Below are 20,272 nucleotides of genomic sequence, written 5' to 3' on the forward strand. Positions count from 1 at the left end.
CTCAGCCCCAGCGGCTCAACCTCGGCGCCTCAGCCCCGGCCGCCCAGGAAGGGGTTGGAGCGGCGCTCCTCGCCGAAGCTGGAGCCCGGCCCGTGGCCGCAGAGGAAGCGGATCTCGTCCCCGAGCGGCAGCAGCTTCCGCTCGATCGCGGCGATCAGCGCCGCGCCGTCGCCATAGGGGAAGTCCGTCCGCCCGACCGAGCCGCGGAAGATCACATCCCCCACCACCGCCACCCCGAGCGCGGTGGAGACGAAGACGACATGGCCCGGCGTGTGGCCGGGGCAGTGCAGCACCGCGAAATCCTGCCCGGCGATGGACACCGTCTCGCCCTCGGCCAGCCAGCGGTCCGGCGTGACGCTCTCCAGATCCGTGATGCCGAAGCGCGCGCCCTGCTCGGCCAGCCCCTCCAGCAGGAAGCCGTCGCGCCGGTCCGGCCCCTCGATCGGCACCGGCCCGCCCTGCCGCGCCTCTAGCGCGCGCTTCAGCGCGGCGGCGCCCCCGGCATGATCCAGATGGCCATGGGTGAGCAGGATGCGCTCCACCGTGAAGCCCGCCCGGTCCAGCCCCGCCAGGATGCGCGGCACATCCCCGCCCGGATCGACCACCACCCCGCGCCCGCTCTCCGCATCCCAGATCAGGGTGCAGTTCTGCTGGAAGGGCGTGACCGGGATCTGGGCGGCCTGGAACTGGGACATGACGCCCGCGTGCCACAGGGGGCGGGGGTGGGTCAACGGGGAGGGGGAGGCGTCCGCTGGGCCAGGACTGGTGTCGGGAAGCGCCTGCGGATCAAAATCTAGAGGGCTTGCTGTCTGGTATTACGCAGCAGGTGGTTGGTTGTCTTCAAGAACTACTGTTTATCAGTGGCGGTAGAGGTTGGGGGAAATGTTTTCTCCAGATTTCTCAAGGGCGTGATCCATGGCATGCCCAAATATTGGCACGCCTCTTTGATATTGTTGAATGTGCGCGAAATGCCTTTTGAAGATGAAATACGGAATTCGTGGCGGTCGCGACGAGTGGTGTAGCCCAGAGAAATAGCCTTTGCCTCAACGGCATCCCAAGCTTCAGGAGAACCAGAATCGTTAAGGTGGACCGTTTTCTTCGCCGTTGGTTGGACTGGCGTTTCTACTTTCTGCGCGAGGGGCGGTGAGGCACCATAAAGCGGGTTAACAGGAGCGAAGGTAGGATGGATAGCGGACTTAAGTGCGGCAACGCTCCCTTCAATCTTGCGCGCCAGCAGGGAGCCAACAGTAAACAGCGATCCTGCGACCAGTATACCCGCCCCGGAATAAACCAGCGTAACATTTCGAACCAACAGGCCTAGGTTATTGACGCGCTCAGGTAATCCAAGCCCGAGGTGGCCTACTTCAGTACTGGTATCCAGGAAGATGCCAAGCAGCATCAGCACGATGCCGCATCCCATGCCCAGGATGCCCAACAGGAACATGACGCCCTCTCGCTGTTATGCGTTCACACGGTGCAAAAACTAGATGATAGAAAATCCATCTATTAATCCCTTTTGATAAGGCGACAAGAGAGGTGCGATAGCTTCTGGCTTCTTGGCGAACTGGCGCGTCTGACGCCCGCGAGGCTTTGTCAGCAGGCCAACCATCTTGACAAAAGGACTTAATTCCTAATAAACTTGGCTTTCCCTTGCCCCCCGGAGCGGCCCTCCCATGTCCAGCCCCACCACCCCCACCCCCTGGACCCCGCTCTCCGACGCCGCCTGGGCCGCCCTCCAGCCCCATCTCCCGCCGCTCGCCCCCCAGGGCCGCCGCACGCCGGGCCTCCGCGCGCGCATGGACGCCATCTTCCACATGGCCCACCAGCGCGGCGCGCCCTGGAAGAATCTCCCGGCACATTTCGGCCGCTCCGACACCGTCGCCCGCTTCTTCCGCCGCCTGACGCATGCCGGCTTCTGGCACCGCCTACTGAAAACCCTCGCCGCCGCATCCCCCACCGACCCGCTGCGCGCCATCGAATACAGCATCTGCCGCGCCGCCCGCCGCGCCGCGCGCCTCGGTGGCCTGCCGCTCCTCATGCTCATCCGCCGCCTCGGCCTGCGTTCGGCGCTGAACGGCCCGCCCTGGCTGCTGCCCGATCCGCTTTTGTCCGAAACCCTGCTCGCCTGGCCGCTCGGCCCGCGCCCCACCCGCGAGACGCTGCGCGCCCTGGCCCGTCTGCTGCGCGATGCCGCCGGGCGGCGCTCCATCCCGCGCTCCGTCCGCCTCGGCTGGCCATGACCGCCTTGCCCGCGCCGCGCCGCTGCGGCAAACCCTCGGGACTTCGCTCGTTCGGAAAAAGGGACCCACGCAATGGCGGTCAAGGACGTGAAAAAGGTGGTGCTCGCCTATTCCGGCGGGCTGGACACTTCCGTCATCCTGAAGTGGCTGCAGACCACCTATCAGTGTGAGGTGGTGACCTTCACCGCCGATCTCGGCCAGGGCGAGGAACTCGGCCCGGCCCGGGACAAGGCCCTGATGCTCGGCATCAAGGAAGAGAACATCTTCATCGATGACTTGCGCGAGGAATTCACGCGGGACTTCGTCTTCCCCATGTTCCGCGCCAATGCGCTGTACGAGGGCTGCTACCTGCTGGGCACCAGCATCGCCCGCCCCCTGATCGCCAAGCGCCAGATCGAGATCGCCGAGCAGGTCGGCGCCGACGCCGTCTCCCACGGCGCGACCGGCAAGGGCAACGACCAGGTCCGCTTCGAGATCGGCTATTATTCCCTGAAGCCGGACGTGAAGGTCATCGCCCCCTGGCGCGAATGGGACCTGACGTCCCGCACCCGCCTGCTGGAATTCGCCGAGGCGAACCAGATCCCCATCGCCAAGGACAAGCGCGGCGAGGCCCCCTTCAGCGTCGACGCCAACCTCCTGCACAGCAGCTCCGAGGGCAAGATCCTGGAGGAGCCGTGGGACGAGCCCCCGGAAATCGTCTGGCAGCGCACCATCCGCCCCGAGGACGCGCCCGACGTCGCGACCGAGATCACCATCGAGTTCGAGCGCGGCGACGCGGTGGCCATCAATGGCGAGCGCCTCTCCCCCGCCACGCTGCTGACCAAGCTGAACGCCCTCGGCAAGGCCAACGGCATCGGCCGGCTGGACCTCGTGGAGAACCGCTTCGTCGGCATGAAGTCCCGCGGCTGCTACGAGACCCCCGGCGGCACCATCCTCCACGCCGCCCACCGCGCCATCGAGAGCATCACCCTGGATCGTGAGGTCGCCCACCTCAAGGACAGCCTGATGCCGAAGTACGCGGAGCTGATCTACAACGGCTTCTGGTTCGCGCCTGAGCGCCGGATGATCCAGGCGATGGTCGATGAAAGCCAGAGGAGCGTCAGCGGCACCGTCCGCCTGAAGCTGTACAAGGGCAACACCATCGTGACGGGCCGCCAGTCCCCGAACAGCCTCTACTCCATGAAGCACGTGACCTTCGAGGACGACCAGGGCGCCTACGACCAGTTCGACGCCCAGGGCTTCATCAAGCTCAACGCGCTGCGCCTGCGCCTCGGCGCCATGGCCGGCCGCAAGGGCGGCGCTCTCTGAAAGGCATCGGGGGTGCCGTTCCGGAGGCGCCCCCAAGCCTTCTGAAGGGGCGAAACCGGCCGGACCACGCGGCGTTAGGCGTCCATCGGAACCCGTCAGGGTTTCTCGACACAGTGGAGGAACGCCGCATGACTTTCCGGATCACCCGTCTCACCCTGCTCGCCGCCGCGATGACGGCGGGCGCCTCCTTCGCTCAGGCCCAGAGCTACAACACCGGGGCTGGCCCGATCACGGGTTCCTCGGCCTCGACGCCGGCCGCGCAGTATCCCCAGACCGGGCAGCAAGGCATACAGGGCCGGCCGATGCATGGCCATCGTCCCATGGGCTCGGCCGCCCCGATGGGCAGCAGCGGCGGAATGGCAGGCAGCGGTGGGGACATGAGCGGCAGCAGGTCCACCACGCCGAGCGATCCGCTGGCCGGCGTCACGCTGCCGTCGCAGCCCGGCGTTGGAAACGGTGCCTTCAATGGCGGTGGCCTGGTGCTGGAACATCTGCCCGACGGCACGACCCGCGTGGTCCGCTGACGGCCGGCGCCAGGGCGCCCGATGAAGGAAAGGCCAGGCGATCGCCCGGCCTTTCCGCGTTCAGCCCGGGGATGCACCCCGGAGGCGATGGTCTAACCCCAGGGGCCGCGGGGCCGCTGCGGGCCGGGTCGGACGCGGCTCCACGGGCCGGGGGCAGTACCCGCAGCCGGACGCGCCGCCATCTCCGGAATGCTCGAACGGCCCCCGCCACGGCTCTGGCCCGTCATCTGCCGCAGCGCCGCCACGCGGTTCTCGGTCTTCGGATGGGTGGAGAAGAGGTTGTCCATCCGCGCGCCGGAGAGCGGATTGACGATGAACATATGCGCCATGGCCGGATTGTTCTCGGCCGCCTGATTGACGAAGGCGAGGCGCCCCTGCTCCAGCCGCAACAGGGCATTGGCAAGCCCCGCCGGATTGCCGCTGATCTCCGCGCCCACCCGGTCGGCCTCGTACTCGCGGGAGCGGCTGATCGCCATCTGCACCAGCATGGCGGCGAGAGGGGCCAGTATCATCATCAGCAGCGTGCCGATCGGCCCCAGGCCGCGACCGTCCCGGTTGCCGCCGAACAGGAAGCCGAACTGCGCGATCATGCCGATGGCGCCGGCGAGGCACGCCGTCATGGTCATGATCAGCGTGTCGCGGTTGCGGATATGCGCCAGCTCATGGGCGATGACGCCGGCCACTTCCTCGGGCGGCATGCGGTTCAGCAACCCGGTGTTGACGGCGACCGCCGCGTTCTGCGGGTTGCGGCCGGTGGCGAAGGCGTTCGGCTGATCCTCATGGATGATATAGAGGGCCGGCATCGGGATGCCGGCGTTGCGCGCCAGCCGCTCCGTCATGCGGTAGAGCTCCGGCGCGTCCTGCGGCCCGATGGGCTGGGCATTGTTCATCCGCAGCACCATCTTGTCGCTGTTCCACCAGGCGAAAAGATTGGTGGCGCAGGCGAAGAGAAAGGCCACCATCATGCCGCTCCGCCCGCCGATGGCGCCGCCGACGACGACGAAGAGGGCGGTCATGGCCGCGAGCAGCAGGGTCGTGCGCAGGTATCCGTTCATGCCCCTCTTTTCCTCAGCACCCTTTCCACCCCAGATGGGAAGCATGACGACACTTCCACAAGAGGCCGACCGCCCGGCCGGCCCCGCCCAGACCTCCACCCCGGCGCCTGCCGCCGACCAGGCGGCCCGTCCCGTCCCCGGCCCCATGCCCAAGGAGATCGACGGCCCCGCCGGGCCGGAACCCACGCGCTATGGCGACTGGGAAAGGAAGGGCCGCGTCAGCGACTTCTGACCGGAATGGAAAGCGAACCGTCTGGGGCGGGCGCCGGCGCGGCGCACACCAGATCTGGTGGTTGAGAACGTTACCGAACGTCAGCGATTCGTTCGCGCGACTCGGAGCATGGCCTTGATTCGAGAGGGCTCGCCCGTGTAACCGTTCAGGTTCTGTTCGGCTGTGTCGCGGGTGCGAGGCTGAGCCAGAGACTGACCGCCAGGACCCCCAGGCCCGCGGCGAGCAGCGCCGGCACCGCCCCCGCCAGCGCCATGGCCAGGCCGAAGACGCCCGGCCCCGCCGATTGCCCCAGGAAATAGCTGAAGGCATGCAGGGCGACGGCCGAACCCCGCGCCAGGGGCGCCACCTCGGTCACCCGCACCTGGATGCTGTTGTGCAGCATGAAGAAACCGAGCCCGATGAGGAAGCTGCCGCCGATTCCGGCCCAGGGCCGTTCCAGCCCCCAGGCCAGGGCGGTGGCGGTCATGCCCAGTGCCACCAGGCCCCCGGCCAGCCGCATCATCGCCGCCTGCCCGATGGCGCGCAGCAGGAAGGCCGCGAGCAGCGCATAGCCGAAGCCGCCGAGGCCGAAGGCGGCGATGGCGATCCCGGCCCGCAGCGTGCCATGCCCGTCCTGTCCCAGCAGGACGGCCAGGAAGGGCATGGGGCCGAAGACCAGCATGCCCTCGATGAAGACGCCGCCATAGAGCGGGCGGGCGCGCGGATTGGCCAGGATGGCCCGGTAGCGCCGCGCCACCTCGGCGGGGGAGGGGGCCGGGCCCGGCGGGGCGGCCGCCGGCTGCCGCCGCGCGTCGCGCCAGAGCACCGCCCAGGACAGCGCCGCCGCCGCGGCGCAGACCCACATCACGCCCCGCCAGCCGACCAGCGGCGCGATCCCGCCCGAGACCGCCCCGCCCGCCAGCTGGCCCAGGATGGCGCAGGCCAGCACCCGGCTGATCGCCACCTGACGCTGGGCCATGGGCACCGAATCGCCGAACAGGGCGAGGGTGAGGGGAAAGATGCCGCCGGCCGCCAGCCCGGCGGCGATCCGCGCGGCGAACAGCCCGTCCAGCCCCGGCGCCAGCGCGCAGAGGGCCAGCGTCACCGCCAGCAATCCGATGCAGAGCAGCACCACGCGGCGCTTGCCGAAGGCATCGCCGACCGGGCCCAGCACCGGCTGCACCAGCGCGTAGGGCAGGGCGAAGGCGCTGGCGAGCAGCGCCACGCGCTCATGCGGCGCGGCGAAGTCGAGGGCCAGCTCGGCCATCAGCGGATCGAGCGCCCGCCCGGCCAGGGCGCCGGAGAAGCCCGCGAAACCGAAGACCACGATCATCCGGCGCAGCGTCCGGGGATCGGCGAAGGGGTTGTCCATGCCGCCGATGCTGCGGGGCGATGCCGGCGGCGGCAACCGGGGCGCGGGAGAATCCACGCGGCTCAGCCCTCGCTGCGTCCCCCCGGATAGGCCGGCCGGCCATCGCAGAGCGGCAGCCAGGGGAGGCGCTCGGCGGCCTGGGTGTGGTCGGCCGGCGGCAGGGCTCCGGGATCGTCCAGGCTGGCGATGGTGATGTCGATCTCGTCCGGCAGGTCGTCATGCCGGTAGGTCAGGCTGGTGCCGCAGGCGGCGCAGAAGCCGCGCCAGACACCGGGACTCGACTCGAACAGGCCGAGCCGGCCGGTGGTGCAGCGGAAGTCGCGCCGCGCCACGCTGAACCAGGCGACCACGGGCGCGCCGGCCGCGCGGCGGCAGGAGGCGCAGTGGCAGAGTGTGGCGTGGAAGGGCGTTCCGCCCGCCTCGTAGCGGATGGCGCCGCAGAGACAGCCTCCGGTCAGCATCGGTCCCTCCTCTCCCGCAGCCCCGCGAAGAAGGCGCGCAACAGGGTGCCGCATTCCGTCTCGCGCAGGCCACCCACGATCTCCGGCGCATGATGGCAGGAGCCGGCGGCCAGGACGCGCGCGCCATGCTCGACGCCGCCGCCCTTCGGGTCATAGGCGCCGAAGGCCAGCCGCCGCACGCGGAAGAAGCTCGCCGCCTGGGCGCACATCGGGCAGGGCTCCAGCGTCACCGTCAGGGTGCAGTCGGGCAGGCGCGGCTCGCCGCGCGCCGCGGCCGCCTGGCGCAGCGCCAGGATCTCGGCATGGGCGCTGGGGTCGCACAGCTCCTCCACCCGGTTGCCGGCGCGGCCCAGCACCGTGCCGTCCGGCGCGGTGACGACGGCGCCCACCGGCACCTCGCCGCGCGCGGCGGCGGCGCGCGCCTCCTCCAGCGCGAGGGCGATGGGGCTGGGGGCGGAGGGGCCGGGGCTGGGCATGCGGCGGAACCATCGGTGGGGAACGAATCCGGCAGCGGGCGGGGCCAAGCCTGCGCTATCCTCGGCGGCCACCGCATCCCCGGCCACCGTATCCAGGGACTTCCGCCATGTACTTCACGATCAGCCAGAACGCCTCCGGCCAGTACTACTGGAACCTCAGATCCGCCAACCACCAGATCGTCGCCGGCGGCGAGACCTACCACAACAAGCGCGACTGCCTGGCCGCGATCGAGCTGGTGAAAGGCACCGGCGCGGCGACGCCGGTCAAGGATCAGACCGCGGCCGGCAGGACCGGCGGCTGAGCCGGCGCGGGTCCGGGGAAGGCCCTCAGCTCCCCGACCCGATGAGCTGCCCGCCATCGACCACGACACTCTGCCCGGTCACCCAGCGGGCGCGGCGGGAGGCCAGGAACAGCACCACGTCGGCCACCGCCTCGGGCTCGCCCAGCCGGCCGGAGGGGATCTGGCGGCGGATCTCCTCGTAGAGCGGCGCGCCCTCCAGCCGGCGCTTCTCCCACATGCCGCCGGGGAACTCGATGGAGCCGGGCGCCACGGCATTCACCCGGATGCCGCGCGCGGCGTACATCTTGGCCTGGCTGCCGGTGTAGTGGTCGATCGCCGCCTTCATCGCGCCATAGGGCGCGCTGCGGGCGCTGGCGCGCAGCGCCGAGATCGAGGAGACGTTGACGATCGCCCCCGCCCCGGACCGCTCCAGGAAGGGCAGCGCCGCCTGGCTGGCGCGCACGGTGGCCATCATGTCGATGTGGAAGGCGGCGGACCAGCCGGCCTCGTCATCGGTGGAACCGAAGCCGGAGGCGTTGTTCACCAGCACGTCGAGCCCGTCCAGCGCCGCCGCCGCCTCGGGGATGAAGCGGGCGATCTGCGCCGCCTCGGCGAGGTCGCAGGGCGCGGCGAAGGCGGTGACGCCGAGCGCCGCGATCTCCGCCCGCGTCGCCTCCAGCGCCCCGGCGCCGCGCGCGCAGATCGCGACCGCGGCACCCTCCTGCGCGAAGCCCAGCGCGATGGCGCGGCCGATGCCGCGGCTGCCGCCCATCACCACCACGCGTTTGCCGCTCAACTGCATCGGGGCCTCCCTCGGATTCTGAAATGCATTGTTCTCACCGGGCGGCGGGGCTAGCAACCGCAGCCATGCGCACCCTCCCCCTGATCGGCCTGACCCTCGATGCGGAACAGCCCGGCGGCTATTCCAGGCTGCCCTGGTACGCCCTGCGGCAGAACTACTTCTCCGGCGTCACGGCGGCGGGCGGGCTGCCGGTCGCCCTGCCGCACGAGCTGTCGCTGGCCGGCGCCTATCTCGACGAGATCGACGGGCTGCTGGTCACCGGCGGCGCCTTCGATGTCGATCCGTCGCTCTATGGCGGCGGGCCGGCGCATCCGACGGTGGCGCTGAAGCAGGGGCGCACCGCCTTCGAGCTGGCCATGGTGCGCGGCGCGCTGGAGCGGGACATGCCGGTGCTCGGCATCTGCGGCGGCGAGCAGCTGCTGGCGGTGGCGCTGGGCGGCACGCTGATCCAGCACATCCCGGACAGCATCCCCGCGGCGCTGGCGCATGAGCAGCCCAACCCGCGCACCGAGCCCGGGCACGAGGTGGCGATCACCGGCGGCACGCTGCTGGCGCGCCTCGTGGGCGTGCCGCGCATGGCGGTGAACTCGGCGCACCACCAGGCGGTGGCGGCGCCGGGGCCGCGCGCGGCGGTCAACGCCGTGGCGCCGGACGGGGTCATCGAGGGGATCGAGAGCACCGGGCACCGCTTCGCCCTCGGCGTGCAGTGGCACCCGGAATACGCCGTGGACCCGAGGGACCAGGCGATCCTGGACGGGTTCGTCGCCGCCTGTCGCGAGGCCGCCGCCGCGCGGAGGGCCGCATGAACGGCGAGGAGACGGCGGAGGGCGGCCCGGCCACGGAGGAGCGCGGCGAGCGCATCGCCAAGTGGCTGGCCCGCGCCGGGGTGGCCAGCCGGCGCGACGCCGAGCGGCTGATCGCCGAGGGCGCGGTCTCGCTGAACGGCCGCGCGGTGGAAAGCCCGGCGACCTTCGTCGGCCCGGAGGACCGGGTGACGGTGGGCGGCAAGCCGGTCGGCGCGCCGGAGCGCACGCGGCTGTTCCGCTACCACAAGCCGCCCGGGCTGGTGACGACGCACAAGGACCCCGAGGGGCGGCGCACGGTCTTCGAGGAGCTGCCGGCGGCGCTGCCGCGCCTGGTCTCGGTCGGCCGGCTCGACCTCAATTCCGAGGGGCTGCTGCTGCTGACCAATGACGGCGCGCTGAGCCGCAAGCTGGAACTGCCCGGCAATGCCTGGATCCGCCGCTACCGCGCCCGCGTGCACGGCCGCGTCGATGAGCGGGCGCTGGCGGCGCTGGCCCATGGCGTCACGGTGGAGGGCGTGGCCTATGGCCCGATCGAGGCGGGGCTGGATTCGCGCCAGGGCACCAATGCCTGGCTGACCCTCTCGCTGGCCGAGGGCAAGAATCGCGAGGTGCGGCGCGTGCTGCAGCATCTCGGCCTCACCGTCACGCGGCTGATCCGCACCGCCTACGGCCCCTTCACCCTGGGGCCGCTGCCGCGCGGCGCGGTGGAGGAGATCAACGCCAAGGTGCTGCGCGAGCAGCTCGGCCTCGACGCGCCGCCCCGGCTGCAGCGCGGCGTCGAGCGCGCCGCCCAGGCCCGCGCCGCCGCCGAGACCGCCGCGGCCCGCGCCCTGGCGCAGGGAGGGGAGGGGGCGCCGAAGCCCGAGGCGGTGCAGCGCAGCCGCCCGGCGAAGCCGCCCCGCGCGCGCAACGCCACCGAGCCGCTGCGCCGCGCCTGGGGCGCCGTGGCCCAGGGGCCGGATGCCGATCAGCCGGAAGGCCCCGGCGGCGCCCGGCGGCGCGGGCCGCGCAAGCCGGGCTGAGGACAGCGGGTGCGGATCATCGCCGGCCGGCATCGGGGCCGCCGCCTGGAGGCGCCGCCCGGCGCCGCCACCCGCCCCACGGCCGACCGGGTGCGGCAGGCGCTGTTCGACATGCTCTGGCACGCGCCCTGGGCCGGGCGCGGCGCCATCGAGGAGGCCGTCGTGCTGGATGCCTTCGCCGGCACCGGGGCGCTGGGGCTGGAGGCGCTCTCGCGCGGCGCGGCGGCGGCGCATTTCATCGAGCGGGACCGTGTGGCGCTGGGCGTGCTGCGGGCGAACATCACCGCCTGCCGCGAGGCGGAGCGGGCCCGCATCCTGCCCGGCGACGCCACCCGCCCGCCGCGCGCGCCCTGCGCCTGCGGCCTGGTCTTCCTCGACCCGCCCTATGGCCAGGCGCTGGTGCCGCGCGCCCTGGCGGCGCTGGGCGCGGCCGGCTGGATCGCACCCGGGGCGCTGGTCGTCGCCGAGACCGGGCGGGAGGAGGCGCCGGAGCCGCCCGGCTTCACGGTGCTGGCGGAGCGGGAGCACGGCGCGGCGCGGCTGCTGTGCCTGCGGGCGGCGTAGCCGCGACGGCCGGGCACGGAGCAGGCGGGTGATGGACGCCCTGGCCGGGATCCTCGTCGGCACAAGCCCACTTGAACCGTTATAACGTTTCATGCACAAGGCTGCGTCATGACAGCCGCTCCGCTTTCCCGCCGTTCCCTCGGCCTGCTCACCGCAGCGGGCCTGCCGCTGCTGGCGCGCCCGCTCCGCGCCCAGCCCGCCGCCGATCTCTTCCCGGTCGTCACCTCGAACGAGATCAACGGGCTGGAGCCGGCACGCTCCGGCTATGTCTTCCAGCGCATGCAGGTGGTGGAGACGCTGGTCGGCGCCGACGACGGCGGCCTGCCGGTGCCGGGCCTGGCGCGGGGCTGGGATCTGTCGCAGGACCGGCTCATCTGGCGCTTCCGGCTGCGGCCGGGCGCCCGCTTCCATGACGGCACGCCGGTGGACGCCGCCGCGGTGGCCGCCGCCCTGCGCCGCGCCCGGGAGCAGGGCGGGCTGCTGGGCAATCTGCCGATCGCGGCGATCGAGCCGGGCGAGCCGGGCGAGGTGGTCCTCCGCACCACCCGGCCCTTCTCCCCGCTGCTCGCCTTCCTGGCGCATTACAGCGCCGGCATCCTGGCCCCCGCCGCCTTCGAGGGCGGCGCGGTGCGCGCCGTGATCGGCAGCGGCCCCTACCAGGTGACGCGCCTGCTGCTGCCGCAACGCCTGGAGGCCGGGCGCTCGGCGCACTGGGACGGAGCGGCGCCGGCCATCGCGCGGGTCTCCTACCTGGCGGCGGGTCGGGGCGAGACCAGGGCGGCCATGGCCGAGGGCGGGCAGGCCGAGCTGGTGGCGCAGCTCGCCCCCGAGACGGTGGAGCGGCTGCGCCGCAACCCGCGGCTCGCCATCGACAGCCGCGCCATTCCGCGCACCCGGCTGATCAAGCTCAACTGCGGCCTGCCGCTGTTTCGCGACGTCCGCGCCCGCCGCGCCCTCTCCCTGGCGCTGGACCGCCAGGGGATGGCGGCGGCGCTGCTGCGCTCGCCCGCCTCGATGGCGACCCAGCTCTTTCCCCCGGCCCTGGCGGAGTGGCATGTGCCCGGCCTGCCGCCGCTGCGGCGGGACCTGCCGGAGGCGCGGCGGCTGCTGGCGGAGCTGGGCTGGCAGCCCGGCGCTGAGGGGCTGCTGGTGCGGGAGGGTAAGCCCTTCTCCTTCACGCTCCGCACCTTCTCGGATCGGCCGGAGCTGCCGGGGCTCGCCACCGCCATGCAGGCGCAGCTGCGGGAGATCGGCGTCGAGATGAAGGTCGCCATCGTCAACAGCGGCGAGATCCCGGCCGGGCACCGGGACGGCACGCTGGAGGCGGCGCTGATGGCGCGCAACTTCTCGCTGGTGCCGGACCCGCTAGGCACCATGCTGCAGGATTACGGGCCGCGGGGCGGCGACTGGGGCGCCATGGGCTGGTCCAGCGAGGCGCTGAACGGCGTGCTGGAGCGGCTCGGCGAGACGGCCGACCCGGCCGAGCGCACCGCGCTGCGCGGCCGCGCCTCGGCCATCCTGCAGGAGGAGATGCCGGTCATCCCGGTCAGCTGGTTCGACCTGGCCACCGCCGTCTCGCGGCAGGTGCGCGGCCTCTCGATCGACCCCCTGGAGCTGTCCTACCGCGTGGCGGGCGCGACATGGGCGCGCTGATCCGGCTGCTCGCCGGGCGCGCCGCCCAGGCCGTGCTGGTGGCGCTGCTGGTCGGCACCGCCTGCTTCCTGATGGTGCGGCTGCTGCCGGGCGACATGGCCTACCGCATCGCCGCCAGCCGCTACGGCTACGACCTGGTGGACAGCGCCGCGGCCGAGGCGGTGCGGCGGGAGCTGGGGCTGGAGCGGCCCTGGATCGCGCAGCTCGGCGCCTGGTTCACCGATCTGGCGCGCCTCGACCTCGGGACCTCGCTGGCCTCGGGCGAGGCGGTGACGGACGCGCTCGCCGTCCAGCTTGGCCATACCCTGCTGCTCTCGGTCGCGGCGCTGCTGCTCTCGCTGCTGATCGGGCCGCCGCTCGGCGCGCTGGCCGGGCTGCGTGCCGGCGGCGGGTGGGATGGCGCGCTGCTGGCCGCCTCGGCGGCGCTGCGCGCCCTGCCGGCCTTTGTCATCGGCATCGGGCTGATGCTCTGGCTGGGCGTGTCCTGGGATTGGCTGCCGGTGGCGGGCGTGGGCGGCTGGCGCGAGGTGGTGCTGCCGGCCCTGACCCTGGCGCTCGGCCTGGCCGCCGCCTCGTCCCGTGTGACGCGGGACGCGGTGGCGGGGGTGGTGGCCTCGCCCTTCTTCGGCTTCGCGCGGATGAAGGGCCTGTCCGACGCCGCCGCCTTCCGCCGGCACGGCGCGCGCAACGCCGCCATTCCGGTGGTGGCCTATCTCGGATTGCAGCTGGTGGTGCTGATCGAAGGGGTGGTGGTGGTGGAGTCTCTCTTTGCCTGGCCCGGCATCGGCCATGCGCTGGTGCATGCCGTGCTGGGGCGCGACATCCCGATGGTGCAGGGCACGGCGCTGGCCATGGGGCTGCTCTTCGTGACGCTGAACGCGCTGACCGACCTCGCCTGCTGGGCGCTGGACCCGCGGCGGCGCCACGCATGAGGCTCTCCCGCAAGAGGCTGGCGGGCGGGCTGATGCTCGCGGCCGTCGCCGCCTTCGCCCTGCTCGGTCCGCTGCACGGCGCCGATCCGCTGCGCCAGAACCTCTCCGACGCGCTGCTGCCGCCCGGGGGCGCCCATCCCCTCGGCACCGATCATCTGGGGCGGGATCTGCTGGCGCGGCTGGCCGCCGGGGCGCGGCTCTCCTTCGGCTTCGCGCTGCTGGCGGCGCTGGCCGCCGCCGTGCCGGGCACGCTGCTCGGCCTGCTGGCGGCGCTCAGCGGCGGCTGGACGGAGCGGCTGCTCCTGGGCCTCGCCGACGCCGTGCAGGCCTTGCCGGCGCTGCTGCTGGTGGTGCTGGTCACGGCCTTCGCCCCCGGCGCGTTCCTGCCGCTCTATCTCGGCCTCGCGCTCGCCCTCTGGGTGGAGTTCTTCCGCATCAGCCGCAACACGGCGGCGGGCGTGCTGGCGCGGCCGCAGGTGGAGGCGGCGCGGCTGCTCGGCTTCGGCCGCTGGCACATCCTGCGCCGGCATCTCTGGCCCGAGGTGGCGCCGCTGGCCGCCACGCTCTTCGCCTTCGCCGCCGGCACCGCCGTCACCACCATCGCCGCGCTGGCCTTCATCGGCGTCGCCGCCCGGCCGCCGGTGCCGGAATGGGGCAGCATGATGACCGAGCTGCTGCCCTACCATGCCGAGGCGCCGCTCGCCCTGCTGCTGCCGGGGATGCTGATCTTCCTGACGGTGCTCGGCCTGCACCTGCTGGCCGGGCGCGAACGGGCATGACCGCGCCGATGGGACTGATCGTCGAGGACCTCCGGATCACCGGCCCCGAGGGGGTGCTGATGCGCGGGGCCGGCTTCACGCTGCGCCCGGGTGAGCCGCTGGTGCTGCTGGGCGAGACCGGCTCGGGCAAGTCGCTGCTGGCCCAGGCGGTGATGGGCGCGCTGCCGCCCGGCCTCCGCGCGGAGGGGCGGATCGTGCTGGCGGGGCGGGACCTCCTGCCGCTGCCGCCGCGCGAGCGCCGGGCGCTCTGGGGGCGGTGCATCGCCATGCTGCCGCAGGAGCCCTGGGCGGCGCTCGATCCCGCCATGCGCGCCGCGCCGCAGGTCGAGGAGGTGGACCGGCTGGTGCATGGCCGCCCCGCCGCCGAGGCCCGGCGACGGACCGCCGCGCGCTTCCGCCATCTCGGGCTGGAGGGGGCCGGCGGGCGCTACCCCTTCCAGCTCTCGGGCGGCATGAACCAGCGCGTGGCGCTGGCGGCGACCGAGGCGGCCGGGGCCGATCTGCTGATCGCCGACGAGCCGACCAAGGGGCTGGACGCCGACCTGCGCGACACCGCCGGGCGCCTGCTGCGGGGCGAGGCGGAGGCCGGGCGGATGCTGCTGGTCATCACGCATGACGTGGCGCTGGCCCGCCTGCTGGGGGGGCGGGCGATGGTGATGCTGGCGGGCGAGGTCATCGAGGAGGGCCCCCTGCCGGACCTGCTGGAGGCGCCGCGCCACGACTACACCCGGCGGCTGGTCGGCGCCGAGCCGTCGCGCTGGGCGCCCTGGCCGCGCCGCGCCGCGGGACGGATGGTGGTGGAGGCGCGCGGTCTCGGCAAGCGGCTGGGCGGCCGGGAGCTGTTCGGCGGGCTGGACCTGACGGTGGGCGAGGGCGAGGTGGTGGCCATCGCCGGGCGCAGCGGCTGCGGCAAGACCACGCTGGGCAACCTGCTGCTCGGCCTGGCGCGGCCCGATGCCGGGATGGTGCGGCAGGGCGGCCAGGTGGGGCCGCTCGGTCTGCAGAAGCTCTACCAGGACCCGCTGGCGGCCTTCGCGCCAAGCCAGCCGCTGGGCCAGGGCCTGGCGGAGCTGTGCCGCCGGCATGGGCTGGCGGCGGGCGGGGTGGCGGCGCTGCTGCCCCGGCTGCGGCTGGCGCCCGCGCTGCTGGCGCGGCGCCCTTCGGAGGTCTCGGGCGGCGAGTTGCAGCGCTTCGGCCTGTTGCGGGCGCTGCTGCTGGAGCCCGCCCTGCTCTTCGCCGACGAGGCCACCTCGCGCCTCGACCCGCTGATGCAGCAGGAGGTGATGGCGCTGCTCGGCGAGGCCGCGGCCGAGCGCGGCACCGCCCTGCTGGTGGTGACGCATGAGGCGGCCCTGGCGGAGAAGGTGGCGGGGCGGGTGGTGCGCCTGGGGGCCGGAGGGGAGGCGGGAGCGGAGGGGGCGCGGCCCGCTCCGGAGCTCGCCGGCCAGGGGATCTAGATCCGCGGGAAGCGGCCGGCGCGGCTCACTCCGCCGCCACGGCCTCCGCCTCGGCCTCCGGTGCCCGGACCGGCGGCGCGGGAGGCCGGTCGAGCTTCACCCCCATCCGCGCATAGACCTCGGCCAGGCGCCGCTCATAGGCCTCGTTGCTGAACACCGCCGCGCGCCTCGGCCCGGCCTGCTCCAGCCAGCCGCGCAGGTCGGCGTCGCGGTCCAGCGCGCGGATCGCCTCGACCATGGCCCGCACGTCATAGGGATCGACGGTGATCGCCGCCTCGCCCACCACTTCGGGGAGCGAGGAGGTGTTGGAGGTCATCACCGGCGTGCCGAGCTTCATCGCCTCCAGCGCCGGCAGGCCGAAGCCCTCGTAGAGCGAGGGGAACAGCGCCGCCTTGGCGCCGCGCACCAGCGAGACCAGCAGGCGGAAGGGCGCGTAGTCGAGCAGCACGATCTTGCGCTTCGTGCGCAGGATGCTGCCCTCCTGCACCTGGTAGCGGATGTGGTCGTCGAACAGGAGGCGCAGCTCCTCCTCGCTCTTCCAGGCCTGCTTGCCGACGATGACCAGCGGCAGGTCGGTGTCGGCGGCGAGGAAGGCCTCGATCATCCGGCCCACATTCTTCTTCGGCTCGATGGCGCCGAAGAACAGGAAGTAGTTCTTCCACTCCAGTCCGAAGCTGCCGCGGATCTCGTCCTGCGCCTCGGACAGCGGCTTCTCGGCGAACTTGCGGGGGATCTCGACCGACTGGTAGGTGTTGGTCACCTTCTCCGGCCTGGCGCCCAGCAGGGTGATGATGTCGCGCCGGCTGGCCTCGCTGACGGTGATGATATGGTCGGCCTTCTTCACCAGCAGGCGGTTCAGCCGGAAGTAGCGGCGCTTGTTGTCCAGCGTGGTGAAGGGCAGGCGCAGCGGCACCAGGTCGTGCAGGGTGTAGATGTTGCGGGCGCCCGGGATCCGCATCGGGATCGGGTAGGTCCAGTGCATCACCTGCGGGCTGCGCGGCATCCAGACCTTGAGCCGGCGCTTGTACCACTTGTAGTAGTTGGCGGCCATGGTGAAGCCGTTCTCGACATTCCACAGCCGGTCGAAATGCGGCATCCGCGCCTCGAAGGTGTTGGATACCACCCGGCCGGTGATCGGCACGCGGGTGGCCACCTCGCCGAAGGGGCCCATCAGGGTGCGGCGGGTGGCGCGGACCCAGCGCAGCCAGCGCTCGGTGTCCCCGACCCGGTCATCGAAGAAGGCGATCTCGCGGATCAGCTCGTTGCGGCTCGGGCTGGCGCGGGTGCCATAGAGCACGTCCACCTCGGCGCCCAGCGCGCCCAGGCGAAAGCTGAGGTTTCGCGCATAGGTCGCGACACCCGTGCCCTTATCGAGAGCGAGGTTGTATCCATCGATGGCGATGCGAGCGGTCATAGCAAAACCCTAACGGTTTATTGCTCATAGGCGAAGAGTTATGCTGCATCGCAAGCGCGTTTTCATGAGGGCAGCATGATCCAGGATCCGGCGGAGGCTTTGCGGCGCGAGGCGGACGGTCTGCGCGACCGCCGCGACTGGCTGCGCGCCGCCGCGGCCTATGCCGCCTTCCTGGAGCTGCGCCCGGAGGATGCCGGCATGCGGGTGCAGCAGGCGCATTGCCTGAAGGAGGCCGGGCGCGTCGGGGAGGCCCTGGCGTTCTACCGCGCGGCGGCGGCGCAGCGCCCCGGCGAGGCCGACATCGCGCTGCAGATCGGCCATGCCGAGAAGCTGCGCGGCGAGGCCGCCGCCGCGCTGGAGGCCTACGGCCGGGCCGTGCTGCTGGATCCCGCCGCCGCCGCGCCCTGGGCGGAGTGGCGGGCCCTGGCGGAGACGGCGCGGCGCCCGGCGCCCGCGGCCGGCGGCGTGGTGCTGGACCTGACCGACCTGGTCGCCTGGGTCCGCGGCGGGCGGCGCGCCCCGAGCGGCATCCAGCGCGTGCAGCTCGGCATCGCCGATGCCGCCCTGGCCCATCCCGCCTTGGCCGCAGCCGCCTCGGCGGGCGCCGCGCCGCCCCGCCTCTGTGCCATGCCGGCCGAGGGCGGCGGCTGGCGCGACCTGCCGGCGCCGTTGTTCCGCCGGCTCGACCACCTCATGACCCAGGGGGCAGGGATGGAGGCGCCGGACTGGCACGAGGCCGTGGCGGTGCTGAACCAGCGGATGCAGGCGCCGCCGCTGCGCTTCGCCCGCGACGAGGCGGGCGAGGCCGCCGTGCTGGTCACGCTTGGCGGCACCTGGGGGGTGGAGGACTACCTCGACCAGCTGCGCCTGGCCCGCCAGCGCGACGGGCTGCGCCATGTGCCGCTGCTGCACGATTGCGTGCCGCTGCTGCTGCCCGAGCACTGCACCGAGGGCACGGTGCGCGGCTATGCCCACTGGTTCTCCAACCTGGCGCTGCATGCCGATGGCGTGCTCGCCGTCTCCCGCTCCACCGCCGCGGACCTCGGGCGCCTGCACGCGGCGCTGCTGCCGGAGATCCCGGCGCCGCCGGTCGCGGTGGTGCCGCTCGACGCGGCGCCGCGGCCGGTGGCGGGGGCGGCGCCGGACCATCCGCTGCTGCGCGGCGGCCGGCCTTTCGTCCTCTTCGTCTCGACCATCGAGGGGCGCAAGAACCACCTGATGGTCTTCCAGGCCTGGCTGACCCTGGCGCGCCGCCTGGGCGCGGCGGCGGTGCCGCAGCTGGTCTGCGTCGGCCGGCCGGGCTGGCGGGCCGAGGCGGCGCTCGACCTGCTGGCCCATGCGCCGGAGCTGCGCGACAAGGTCCGCATCCTGTCCGATGTGCCGGACCCGCTGCTGGCGGCGCTGTACCGGGCCTGCCTCTTCACCCTCTACAACAGCCATCACGAGGGCTGGGGCCTGCCGGTGACGGAGAGCCTCGCCGCCGGCAAGGTCGCGCTGGTGCCGGCCCATTCCGGGCTGCTGGAGGCCGGGGAGGGCGGCGCCGTCTTCTTCGCGCCGGGCCACGAGTCGGACCTGCTCGACAAGCTGACCCGGCTGATCACCGATCCGGCCTGCCGCGCCGCGGCCGAGGCCGCCATCGCCGCCGCCCCGCCCCGGCGCGGCTGGGCGGCGCTGGCCGGGCAGCTCCTGGCCGAGGCGCGGCGGCTGGCGGCGGAAGCGGAGGAGCGGGTGCCGCTGGCGCTGCTGCCGCTGGAGACGGGGCGGCGCCATCCGCTGCGGAACGGCGCCCCCCGGCCCGGGCTGGAGGCTGCGGTGGCCGAGGCGGTGCGCGACGGCGGGGGCTGGCGTGGGCTCGAGCCGTGGGGCGCCTGGACGCGGCCCGGTACCGCCGGCTTGACCCTTCCGCTGGCGCCGGAGGTGGGCGGCGCGGCGCTGCGGCTGGAGCTGGATCTGCGCGCGCCGGGGGAGGCCCCGCGCGAGGTGGAGATTCTGGCCTGGCGCGGTGCGCGGGCCGCCGCCCCCGTGCGGCTGAGCCTGGCCGCCGGCGCCGAGGCGGTGGTCGCGCTGCGCCTGCCGTCCGGCGAGGGGGCCGAGGAGGCGGCACTGCGCGTCGAGATCACCGCGGCGGGGCCGGCGATCGAGGGCGCGCGGCCGATCGGCATCGGCGTCACCGGCTTCGCCCTGGCGCGCGAGGATGATCCGGCCGGGCGGCTGGCGCTGCTGGAGGGCCGCCGCTTCCGCCGGGCGCTGCCCATCCCGGCCTGATGCCGCCGCCTGAGTTCGGCGCGGCGTTCCGCGAGTCGTTGCGCGCGCTGTTCCTGTGGCGCCGCGACGTGCGGCGCTTCCGGCCCGACCCGGTGCCGGAGGCGCGCATCGCCGCGCTGCTGGAGCTGGCCGGCACGGCCCCCTCGGTCGGGCTCAGCCAGCCCTGGCGCTTCGTGCGCGTCGAATCGCCGGGGCGGCGGGCGGCGATCCGCGCCCTCTTCGCCCGCAGCAATGCCGAGGCCCTGGCCGGGCAGGCGCCGGAGCGCGCCGCGCTCTATGCCCGGCTGAAGCTGGAGGGGCTGGACCGCGCGCCCTGCCAGCTGGCGCTGTTCTGCCTGCCCGACCCGGAGCAGGGCCACGGCCTCGGCCGCCGCACCATGCCGGAGACCCTGGCCTATTCGGCGGTGATGGCGCTGCACACGCTCTGGCTCGCGGCGCGGGCCGAGGGGCTGGGCCTCGGCTGGGTCTCCATCCTGGAGCCGGAGGCGGTGACGGCGGCGCTCGACGTGCCGGCGGCCTGGCGCTTCATCGGCTATGCCTGCCTGGGCTGGCCGGAGGCGGAGAGCGATCGGCCGGAGCTGGAGGCGGAAGGCTGGGAGAGGCGCCAGGCGGTGGTCTGCCTGCGGCGCTGAGGGCCGGAAAGAGAAAAC

Annotated in this window: 21 protein-coding genes and 1 pseudogene; 14 read left to right on the plus strand and 8 right to left on the minus strand. The window is 73.2% G+C overall.

What is annotated here, in order from left to right; all coding sequences use genetic code 11:
* Positions 1-29: 29 nt before the first annotated feature.
* Both D9598_RS04180 and D9598_RS04185 read right to left on the minus strand, forming a co-directional pair.
* The gene (locus tag D9598_RS04180; protein WP_198365155.1) at positions 30-695 is read right to left on the minus strand and encodes an MBL fold metallo-hydrolase; all 666 of its coding nucleotides are present in this window, start codon (positions 693-695) and stop codon (positions 30-32) included.
* A 152-nt stretch (positions 696-847) separates the two neighbouring features.
* The gene (locus tag D9598_RS04185) at positions 848-1,444 is read right to left on the minus strand and encodes a hypothetical protein (protein ID WP_198365156.1); all 597 of its coding nucleotides are present in this window, start codon (positions 1,442-1,444) and stop codon (positions 848-850) included.
* Between the two features lie 229 nt (positions 1,445-1,673).
* Here D9598_RS04185 and D9598_RS04190 point away from each other — a divergent pair, with 229 nt between their 5' ends.
* The 3 genes from D9598_RS04190 to D9598_RS04200 all read left to right on the plus strand — a co-directional run bounded on the left by D9598_RS04190 (position 1,674) and on the right by D9598_RS04200 (position 4,072).
* Positions 1,674-2,240: a transposase gene (locus D9598_RS04190; RefSeq protein ID WP_198365157.1), complete on the plus strand. Its 567-nt coding sequence runs from the start codon at positions 1,674-1,676 to the stop codon at positions 2,238-2,240.
* Between the two features lie 72 nt (positions 2,241-2,312).
* Positions 2,313-3,548, plus strand: coding sequence for an argininosuccinate synthase (locus D9598_RS04195; RefSeq protein WP_198365158.1), 1,236 nt, complete (start codon positions 2,313-2,315; stop codon positions 3,546-3,548).
* A 128-nt stretch (positions 3,549-3,676) separates the two neighbouring features.
* Positions 3,677-4,072, plus strand: coding sequence for a hypothetical protein (locus D9598_RS04200; RefSeq protein ID WP_198365159.1), 396 nt, complete (start codon positions 3,677-3,679; stop codon positions 4,070-4,072).
* A gap of 92 nt (positions 4,073-4,164) precedes the next feature.
* On the opposite strand, the gene htpX is transcribed toward D9598_RS04200, so the two are convergent.
* Positions 4,165-5,127 (minus strand): zinc metalloprotease HtpX, encoded by a 963-nt coding sequence (htpX, locus tag D9598_RS04205; protein WP_198365160.1) that lies wholly within the window; start codon positions 5,125-5,127, stop codon positions 4,165-4,167.
* A 43-nt stretch (positions 5,128-5,170) separates the two neighbouring features.
* On the opposite strand from htpX, the gene D9598_RS04210 reads away from it, so the two are divergent.
* Positions 5,171-5,359 (plus strand): succinate dehydrogenase assembly factor 4, encoded by a 189-nt coding sequence (locus D9598_RS04210; RefSeq protein WP_198365161.1) that lies wholly within the window; start codon positions 5,171-5,173, stop codon positions 5,357-5,359.
* A 145-nt stretch (positions 5,360-5,504) separates the two neighbouring features.
* On the opposite strand, the gene D9598_RS04215 is transcribed toward D9598_RS04210, so the two are convergent.
* The 3 genes from D9598_RS04215 to D9598_RS04225 all read right to left on the minus strand — a co-directional run bounded on the left by D9598_RS04215 (position 5,505) and on the right by D9598_RS04225 (position 7,647).
* Positions 5,505-6,710, minus strand: a complete 1,206-nt coding sequence (locus tag D9598_RS04215; protein ID WP_198365162.1) for an MFS transporter — start codon at positions 6,708-6,710, stop codon at positions 5,505-5,507.
* 62 nt (positions 6,711-6,772) lie between these two features.
* Positions 6,773-7,171: a GFA family protein gene (locus tag D9598_RS04220; RefSeq protein ID WP_198365163.1), complete on the minus strand. Its 399-nt coding sequence runs from the start codon at positions 7,169-7,171 to the stop codon at positions 6,773-6,775.
* Positions 7,165-7,647, minus strand: a complete 483-nt coding sequence (locus tag D9598_RS04225; RefSeq protein WP_198365164.1) for a nucleoside deaminase — start codon at positions 7,645-7,647, stop codon at positions 7,165-7,167. Before D9598_RS04225 ends, D9598_RS04220 begins: the two co-directional genes overlap by 7 nt.
* Positions 7,648-7,754: 107 nt before the next feature.
* Between D9598_RS04225 and D9598_RS04230 the strand changes: the two genes are divergently transcribed.
* Positions 7,755-7,949: a DUF1508 domain-containing protein gene (locus D9598_RS04230; RefSeq protein WP_198365165.1), complete on the plus strand. Its 195-nt coding sequence runs from the start codon at positions 7,755-7,757 to the stop codon at positions 7,947-7,949.
* A 25-nt stretch (positions 7,950-7,974) separates the two neighbouring features.
* Here the strand turns inward: D9598_RS04230 and D9598_RS04235 are convergent, their stop codons facing one another.
* Positions 7,975-8,730 carry an SDR family NAD(P)-dependent oxidoreductase gene (locus tag D9598_RS04235; RefSeq protein ID WP_198365166.1) on the minus strand — a complete coding sequence of 252 codons (756 nt, stop codon included), beginning with the start codon at positions 8,728-8,730 and terminating at the stop codon, positions 7,975-7,977.
* Between the two features lie 65 nt (positions 8,731-8,795).
* On the opposite strand from D9598_RS04235, the gene D9598_RS04240 reads away from it, so the two are divergent.
* The 7 genes and pseudogenes from D9598_RS04240 to D9598_RS04270 all read left to right on the plus strand — a co-directional run bounded on the left by D9598_RS04240 (position 8,796) and on the right by D9598_RS04270 (position 15,943).
* Positions 8,796-9,536, plus strand: coding sequence for a gamma-glutamyl-gamma-aminobutyrate hydrolase family protein (locus D9598_RS04240; RefSeq protein WP_198365167.1), 741 nt, complete (start codon positions 8,796-8,798; stop codon positions 9,534-9,536).
* Positions 9,533-10,279, plus strand: a pseudogene (locus D9598_RS04245) (pseudouridine synthase); the annotation flags it as partial. The gene D9598_RS04240 and the pseudogene D9598_RS04245, both read left to right, overlap by 4 nt.
* A 288-nt stretch (positions 10,280-10,567) precedes the next feature.
* Positions 10,568-11,122 (plus strand): 16S rRNA (guanine(966)-N(2))-methyltransferase RsmD, encoded by a 555-nt coding sequence (gene rsmD, locus D9598_RS04250; protein ID WP_198365169.1) that lies wholly within the window; start codon positions 10,568-10,570, stop codon positions 11,120-11,122.
* Between the two features lie 108 nt (positions 11,123-11,230).
* The gene (locus D9598_RS04255) at positions 11,231-12,775 is read left to right on the plus strand and encodes an ABC transporter substrate-binding protein (protein WP_198365170.1); all 1,545 of its coding nucleotides are present in this window, start codon (positions 11,231-11,233) and stop codon (positions 12,773-12,775) included.
* The gene (locus D9598_RS04260; RefSeq protein ID WP_198365171.1) at positions 12,763-13,707 is read left to right on the plus strand and encodes an ABC transporter permease; all 945 of its coding nucleotides are present in this window, start codon (positions 12,763-12,765) and stop codon (positions 13,705-13,707) included. The genes D9598_RS04255 and D9598_RS04260 overlap by 13 nt, the downstream gene beginning before the upstream one ends.
* Entirely contained in the window at positions 13,704-14,486 is a 783-nt protein-coding gene (locus D9598_RS04265; protein WP_198365172.1) for an ABC transporter permease, read from the plus strand. The genes D9598_RS04260 and D9598_RS04265 overlap by 4 nt, the downstream gene beginning before the upstream one ends.
* Complete coding sequence (locus tag D9598_RS04270; RefSeq protein WP_232476900.1) at positions 14,483-15,943, plus strand: ABC transporter ATP-binding protein; 1,461 nt, start codon at positions 14,483-14,485, stop codon at positions 15,941-15,943. Before D9598_RS04265 ends, D9598_RS04270 begins: the two co-directional genes overlap by 4 nt.
* A gap of 25 nt (positions 15,944-15,968) precedes the next feature.
* Here the strand turns inward: D9598_RS04270 and D9598_RS04275 are convergent, their stop codons facing one another.
* On the minus strand, positions 15,969-17,357 hold the full coding sequence (locus tag D9598_RS04275) for a glycosyltransferase family 1 protein (RefSeq protein WP_198365173.1): 1,389 nt from the start codon (positions 17,355-17,357) through the stop codon (positions 15,969-15,971).
* A gap of 75 nt (positions 17,358-17,432) precedes the next feature.
* Here D9598_RS04275 and D9598_RS04280 point away from each other — a divergent pair, with 75 nt between their 5' ends.
* Together D9598_RS04280 and bluB are read left to right on the plus strand one after the other, a co-directional pair.
* Positions 17,433-19,622, plus strand: coding sequence for a glycosyltransferase family 1 protein (locus tag D9598_RS04280; protein ID WP_198365174.1), 2,190 nt, complete (start codon positions 17,433-17,435; stop codon positions 19,620-19,622).
* Positions 19,622-20,254 (plus strand): 5,6-dimethylbenzimidazole synthase, encoded by a 633-nt coding sequence (gene bluB / locus D9598_RS04285; protein WP_198365175.1) that lies wholly within the window; start codon positions 19,622-19,624, stop codon positions 20,252-20,254. The genes D9598_RS04280 and bluB overlap by 1 nt, the downstream gene beginning before the upstream one ends.
* Positions 20,255-20,272 lie beyond the last annotated feature (18 nt).

Source organism: Roseomonas sp. KE0001 (genome assembly GCF_016107285.1).
Taxonomy (GTDB): domain Bacteria; phylum Pseudomonadota; class Alphaproteobacteria; order Acetobacterales; family Acetobacteraceae; genus Pseudoroseomonas.

What these genes read in the sequence shown, in the direction of transcription:
- D9598_RS04210 (WP_198365161.1), top strand. Translation starts at nt 5,171, where the DNA reads ATGACGACACTTCCACAAGAGGCCGACCGCCCGGCCGGCCCCGCCCAG.
- D9598_RS04265 (WP_198365172.1), top strand. Translation starts at nt 13,704, where the DNA reads ATGAGGCTCTCCCGCAAGAGGCTGGCGGGCGGGCTGATGCTCGCGGCC.
- bluB (WP_198365175.1), top strand. Translation starts at nt 19,622, where the DNA reads ATGCCGCCGCCTGAGTTCGGCGCGGCGTTCCGCGAGTCGTTGCGCGCG.
- D9598_RS04185 (WP_198365156.1), bottom strand. Translation starts at nt 1,444, where the DNA reads ATGTTCCTGTTGGGCATCCTGGGCATGGGATGCGGCATCGTGCTGATG.
- D9598_RS04255 (WP_198365170.1), top strand. Translation starts at nt 11,231, where the DNA reads ATGACAGCCGCTCCGCTTTCCCGCCGTTCCCTCGGCCTGCTCACCGCA.
- D9598_RS04215 (WP_198365162.1), bottom strand. Translation starts at nt 6,710, where the DNA reads ATGGACAACCCCTTCGCCGATCCCCGGACGCTGCGCCGGATGATCGTG.
- D9598_RS04280 (WP_198365174.1), top strand. Translation starts at nt 17,433, where the DNA reads ATGATCCAGGATCCGGCGGAGGCTTTGCGGCGCGAGGCGGACGGTCTG.
- D9598_RS04200 (WP_198365159.1), top strand. Translation starts at nt 3,677, where the DNA reads ATGACTTTCCGGATCACCCGTCTCACCCTGCTCGCCGCCGCGATGACG.
- D9598_RS04190 (WP_198365157.1), top strand. Translation starts at nt 1,674, where the DNA reads ATGTCCAGCCCCACCACCCCCACCCCCTGGACCCCGCTCTCCGACGCC.
- D9598_RS04260 (WP_198365171.1), top strand. Translation starts at nt 12,763, where the DNA reads ATGGGCGCGCTGATCCGGCTGCTCGCCGGGCGCGCCGCCCAGGCCGTG.
- D9598_RS04180 (WP_198365155.1), bottom strand. Translation starts at nt 695, where the DNA reads ATGTCCCAGTTCCAGGCCGCCCAGATCCCGGTCACGCCCTTCCAGCAG.
- D9598_RS04240 (WP_198365167.1), top strand. Translation starts at nt 8,796, where the DNA reads ATGCGCACCCTCCCCCTGATCGGCCTGACCCTCGATGCGGAACAGCCC.
- D9598_RS04220 (WP_198365163.1), bottom strand. Translation starts at nt 7,171, where the DNA reads ATGCTGACCGGAGGCTGTCTCTGCGGCGCCATCCGCTACGAGGCGGGC.
- D9598_RS04270 (WP_232476900.1), top strand. Translation starts at nt 14,483, where the DNA reads ATGACCGCGCCGATGGGACTGATCGTCGAGGACCTCCGGATCACCGGC.
- D9598_RS04195 (WP_198365158.1), top strand. Translation starts at nt 2,313, where the DNA reads ATGGCGGTCAAGGACGTGAAAAAGGTGGTGCTCGCCTATTCCGGCGGG.
- D9598_RS04235 (WP_198365166.1), bottom strand. Translation starts at nt 8,730, where the DNA reads ATGCAGTTGAGCGGCAAACGCGTGGTGGTGATGGGCGGCAGCCGCGGC.
- D9598_RS04230 (WP_198365165.1), top strand. Translation starts at nt 7,755, where the DNA reads ATGTACTTCACGATCAGCCAGAACGCCTCCGGCCAGTACTACTGGAAC.
- D9598_RS04275 (WP_198365173.1), bottom strand. Translation starts at nt 17,357, where the DNA reads ATGACCGCTCGCATCGCCATCGATGGATACAACCTCGCTCTCGATAAG.
- D9598_RS04225 (WP_198365164.1), bottom strand. Translation starts at nt 7,647, where the DNA reads ATGCCCAGCCCCGGCCCCTCCGCCCCCAGCCCCATCGCCCTCGCGCTG.
- htpX (WP_198365160.1), bottom strand. Translation starts at nt 5,127, where the DNA reads ATGAACGGATACCTGCGCACGACCCTGCTGCTCGCGGCCATGACCGCC.